We start from the raw sequence: 5,291 nt of genomic DNA on the forward strand, positions 1-5,291 counted from the left end.
GCACCCATCCTTCCGTGACCGGAAGGATGGGCCGGATTGCCCCGCGTTACCGCGCGGCGGTCATCCGTCAGCGCCCGACCGAGACATAGGCCGCAAAGCCCGCCTCCGTCACGGCCTTTGCCGAATAGATGTTGCGCAGGTCGGCCATGCTGGCGCTGCGCATGCTTTTGGCCATGCGCTCCAGATCCAGCGCGCGGAACTCGTTCCATTCGGTCAGCAGCACCACCAGATCGGCATCGGCCGCAGCGGCATAGGCATCCGTCACCCATTCCACGCCCGGCAGCAGGGCCTCGCCCTCATGCCGGCCCTGCGGATCGGTGGCGCGCACCCGGGCCCCGCCACCCACCAGCGCGGGCACGATGGTCAGCGAGGGCGCATCGCGCATGTCGTCGGTGTTGGGCTTGAAGGTCACGCCCAGAACGGCAATGGTCTTGCCGTTCACCGAACCGCCGCAGACATCGGTGATCTTGTCGATCATCCGGCGCTTGATCTCTTCGTTCACCTTGATCACCGCCTCGGTGATCTGCATCGGCACCGCATGTTCCTGCCCGATGCGGGCCAGCGCCTTGGTGTCTTTCGGGAAGCACGAGCCGCCGTAACCCGGCCCGGCATGCAGGAACTTGTTGCCGATCCGCCCGTCCAGCCCCATGCCTTTCGAGACTTCCTTCACATCCGCGCCGACCTTTTCGCAAAGTGCGGCAATTTCGTTGATGAAGGTGATCTTGGTCGCCAAAAAGGCATTTGCCGCATATTTGATCATTTCCGCGCTTTCCAGATCGGTGGTCACGATCGGGAAGTCACGCAGCGACAGCGGGCGGTAGATGTCGCGCATCACGGCGGCCGCGCGCTCGCTTTCCACGCCCACCACCACGCGGTCGGGATGCATGAAATCGTCGATCGCCGCCCCCTCGCGCAGGAATTCGGGGTTCGAGGCCACGTCGAAATCAAGGCCCGGGTTCGCCGCCGCCATGATGTCCTTGACCTTGCGGTTGGTGCCGATCGGCACGGTGGATTTGGTCACCACAACCACATATTCCTTGGCGGCCCTGGCGATTTCCGCCGCCGCCGCCATCACATAGGTCAGGTCGGCATGGCCGTCGCCGCGCCGCGTGGGGGTGCCCACGGCGATGAACACCGCATCGGCCCCGGCAATCGCCGCATCCAGATCCAGCGTGAACGACAGCCGCCCGGCCTCGACATTGCGCGCCATCAGACTGTCAAGACCGGGTTCATAGATCGGCACCTCGCCGCGGTTCAGCATGGCGATCTTGCGGGCATCCTTGTCGACACAGACCACCTCATGCCCGAAATCCGAGAAACAGACCCCCGACACAAGCCCCACATAGCCGGTTCCGATCATCGCGATACGCATGGAAAATTCCTTAGTTGTGTATTTGGTGCAGATGGCGAAGCAACGGCCGCTTTGTCAAGCCATGGGCGGCAGGGGGCCCCGGCGCGTGCCTGCGGGGACGGCGGGAACAGGCCACCGGCAAATCACGCGGCAACCCCCTGCGGCGGATGGAAAACCGCTTGGCCTTCGCGGGCAAGCGCGCCTAAATGCGCGGGCAGGGGCGCAAGATCAGGAAAGACGCATCATGACGAAAATCCATCCGGTCATCCTGTGCGGCGGGTCCGGCACCCGGCTGTGGCCGCTGTCGCGCAAAAGCTATCCCAAGCAGTTCGCCCCGCTGCTGGGGCCGGAAAGCCTGTTCCAGGCCACGGCGCGGCGGCTGTCGGGGGCGGATTTTGCAGCACCCCTCATCCTGACCAATGCCGATTTCCGTTTCATCGTCACCGAACAGCTGGCCGCCACCGGCATCGCGCCAAGCGCGGTGCTGATCGAGCCGGCCGCACGCTCCACCGCCCCCGCCGTGCTGGCCGCCGCGCTGTGGCTGGCGCAGACCGACCCCGACGGCGTCATGCTGGTGGCCCCGTCCGACCATGCGATCCCCGATGCGGCAGGTTTCCGCAACAGCGTGGCAGAGGCGCTGCCGCGCGCGCTGGCGGGCGATCTTGTAACCTTCGGCATCGTGCCGCTGCGGGCGGAAACCGGGTTTGGCTATCTGCAACTGGCCGATGCCGGGGCCGCCCGCGCCACCACCCCGCAGCCGCTGGCCCGCTTTGTCGAAAAGCCCGACGTCGCAAGGGCCGCGGCCCTGCTGGAGGGTGGCGATTGCCTGTGGAACGCGGGCATCTTCCTGTTCAGCATCGCGGCCATCCTGGAGGCCTACCGCCGCCTTGCCCCCGCGCTTTACAGCGCCGTTGAGGCCGCCGTGGCCGGGGCCACCGCCGATCTGGGCTTCATCCGTCTGGCCCCCGCCCCCTGGCAGGGGCTGGAGGATATCTCCATCGACTATGCGATCATGGAAAAGGCGGGCAATCTGGCGGTGCTGCCCTATGCCGGGGGCTGGTCGGATCTGGGCGGCTGGGATGCGGTCTGGCACGAGACCGGCCCCGATGCGGCGGGCGTGGTGTGCCACGGCCCCGCCACCGCGCTGGATTGCCAGGACACGCTGCTGCGCGCCGAGGCGCCGGGGCAGCAGGTGGTGGGACTGGGGCTTGAAAACCTGATCGTCGTGGCCATGCCCGATGCCGTGCTGGTGGCCGACAAATCCCGCGCGCAGGAGGTGAAAGGCGTGGTCGCCGCGCTGAAGGCCCGCGGTGCGCCCCAGGCCGAGGCCTTTCCCCGCGATCACCGGCCCTGGGGCTGGTTTGAAAGCCTGGCGCTTGGCGACCGTTTTCAGGTCAAGCGCATCGTGGTCCATCCCGGGGCGGCGCTGAGCCTGCAAAGCCATGTCCACCGCGCCGAACACTGGATCGTCGTGGCCGGCACCGCCCAGGTGACGGTGGATGACACGGTGGCGCTGGTGACGGAAAACCAGTCGGTCTATATCCCCTTGGGTGCGAAACACCGGCTGGCCAACCCCGGCCGCCTGCCGCTGACCCTGATCGAGGTGCAGACCGGCAGCTATCTGGGCGAGGATGACATCACCCGCTATGAGGATATCTACGCCCGTGGCTAACCCGCCCCTTGCCACCGTCACGCCCAACAGCTGGGCCTTCCTGCGCGATGCGATGATCGCACCCACCGGCTTTCGCGAATATGATGCGCGCTGGCAATATCCCGAACAGATCAACCTGCCCGGCATGACCGCGCTGGGGCTGGGGCTGGGCACCCAGATGCAGGCGCGCGGGCTGGGCGATATCGTGGTGGGCAATGATTACCGCGACTACTCGCTGGCGATCAAACAGGCGCTGGTGATCGGGCTGATCCAGGCCGGGGTTCAGGTGCATGACATCGGGCCCTGCCTGTCGCCCATGGCCTATTTCGCGCAGTTCCATCTGGATGTGCCCGCCGTCGCCATGGTGACGGCCAGCCACAACCCGAATGGCTGGACCGGGGTGAAGATGGGGTTCGACCGCCCGCTGACCCATGGCCCCGACGAGATGGCCGAACTGCGCGCCATCGTGCTGGAAGGGCGCGGCATCGCGCGGCCCGGCGGCGGCTATCGTTTTGCCGATGGCGTGATGGAGGCCTATCTGGATGATCTGGCCGGCGATTTCCGCCTGTCGCGGCCCTTGAAGGTGGTCTGCGCCACCGGCAATGGCACGGCGGGGGCCTTTGCGCCGCGCCTGCTGGAACGCATCGGGGCCACGGTCGTGCCGCTGCACTGCGGCCTTGATTACAGCTTTCCGCATTACAACCCCAATCCCGAGGCGCTGGAGATGCTGCATGACATGGCGCAGGCGGTCATGGCCAGCGGCGCCGATCTGGCGCTTGGCTTTGACGGCGACGGCGACCGCTGCGGCGTGGTGGACAACGAGGGCTGCGAGGTGTTCGCCGACAAGGTGGGCGTGATCCTGGCGCGCGATTATGCGGCGCTTCATCCCGGCGCGGTGTTCGTGGCCGATGTGAAATCGACCGGGCTCTTTGCCTCTGACCCCGTGCTGCGCGGGCTGGGGGCCAGAACCGATTACTGGAAGACCGGGCACAGCCACATGAAGCGCCGGGTGCGCGATCTGGGCGCGCTGGCGGGGTTCGAGAAATCGGGGCATTACTTTCTCGCCCCCCCGGTCGGGCGCGGCTATGACTGCGGCATGCGGGTGGCGGTGGAACTGTGCCGCCTGATGGACCGGCATCCGGGCGAAAGCTTCGCCGACCTGCGCCGCGCGCTGCCCGTCACCTTCGGCTCGCCCACCATGTCGCCCTTCTGCCCCGATACCGAGAAATATGCGGTGCTGGCGCGCATCATCACCCGGCTGGAGGCGCTGCATGCGGCGGGGGGGGGCCTCGGCGGCCAGGCGATCACCGGCATCGTCACGGTGAACGGCGCGCGGGTGATGCTGGCCAATGGCGGCTGGGGGCTGGTGCGGGCCTCCAGCAACACGCCCAATCTGGTGGTGGTCTGCGAAAGCCCGGCCAGCGAGGCCGAGCTGCGCGCGATCTTCGCCGATCTGGATGCGGTGATCCGGCAGGAGCCGCTGGTCGGGGATTACGACCAGACCCTGTGACAGCGGCGGCAGGAAAGGCTCTGCAACGGCGGAAAACGCTGCCGCTACAGGCTGAACACATGATCGGCAAGGGCGGCAAGATCGGTCTGCCCGTCCAGAACCAGACGGTTGCCGCCGCCGAAATCGAACACCACGCTGCCGCCCGCGACCTGCGCGAAAGCCGCGACGATGGCGGTCCCGCTCAGCCCCTGCCCGCCCAGAAGCGCACGGTCGATCAGCAGACGGTCATCCTCGGCCAGCCGCAGATCGACGATCCGGTCCAGCCCGGCGGCAAAGACAAAGACATCGGCCCCCAGACCGCCGAAGAACAGGTCATTCCCGGCCCCGCCGCGCAGCGTGTCATCGCCCGCCCGGCCATAAAGCACGTCATGGCCCGCGCCGCCGTCCAGCACATCGGCCCCGGTATGGCCCAGCAGCGTATCCTGCCCGGCCGTGCCGGTCAGCGCCTCGATGCCGCTGAAACTGTCGCCCATGGCCTCGCCGGTGTTGGTCGCACCCAGCAGCAGATCCACGCGCAGCCCGGCGGAACCCGTATATTGCACCGTGTCAAAACCCGCGCCGCCGTCAAAGGCATCGGCCCCCAGACCGCCGAAGAACAGGTCATTCCCGGCCCCGCCGCGCAGCGTGTCATTGCCCGCCCGGCCATAAAGCACGTCATGGCCCGCGCCGCCGTCCAGCACATCGGCCCCGGTATGGCCCAGCAGCGTATCCTGCCCGGCCGTGCCGGTCAGCGCCTCGATGCCGCTGAAACTGTCGCCCATGGCCTCGCCGGTGTTGGT

4 protein-coding genes are annotated in these 5,291 nt (G+C 67.4%); 2 read left to right on the forward strand and 2 right to left on the reverse strand.

Features of this window, described 5'->3' with window-relative positions; all coding sequences use genetic code 11:
- Window positions 1–67 precede the first annotated feature (67 nt).
- Window positions 68–1,372: a UDP-glucose dehydrogenase family protein gene (locus GEU84_RS20890; RefSeq protein WP_174540119.1), complete on the reverse strand. Its 1,305-nt coding sequence runs from the start codon at window positions 1,370–1,372 to the stop codon at window positions 68–70.
- Window positions 1,373–1,595: 223 nt separating this feature from the next.
- Here GEU84_RS20890 and GEU84_RS20895 point away from each other — a divergent pair, with 223 nt between their 5' ends.
- Entirely contained in the window at window positions 1,596–3,023 is a 1,428-nt protein-coding gene (locus GEU84_RS20895) for a mannose-1-phosphate guanylyltransferase/mannose-6-phosphate isomerase (RefSeq protein ID WP_152828536.1), read from the forward strand.
- Between the two features lie 52 nt (window positions 3,024–3,075).
- Entirely contained in the window at window positions 3,076–4,512 is a 1,437-nt protein-coding gene (locus tag GEU84_RS20900; RefSeq protein WP_152828542.1) for a phosphomannomutase/phosphoglucomutase, read from the forward strand.
- A gap of 44 nt (window positions 4,513–4,556) precedes the next feature.
- Here GEU84_RS20900 and GEU84_RS20905 read toward each other — a convergent pair.
- A partial coding sequence (locus tag GEU84_RS20905) for a calcium-binding protein (RefSeq protein WP_277604991.1) occupies window positions 4,557–5,291 on the reverse strand: 735 nt, incomplete at its 5' end.

The organism is Fertoeibacter niger, from assembly GCF_009380135.2.
GTDB lineage: Bacteria > Pseudomonadota > Alphaproteobacteria > Rhodobacterales > Rhodobacteraceae > Fertoeibacter > Fertoeibacter niger.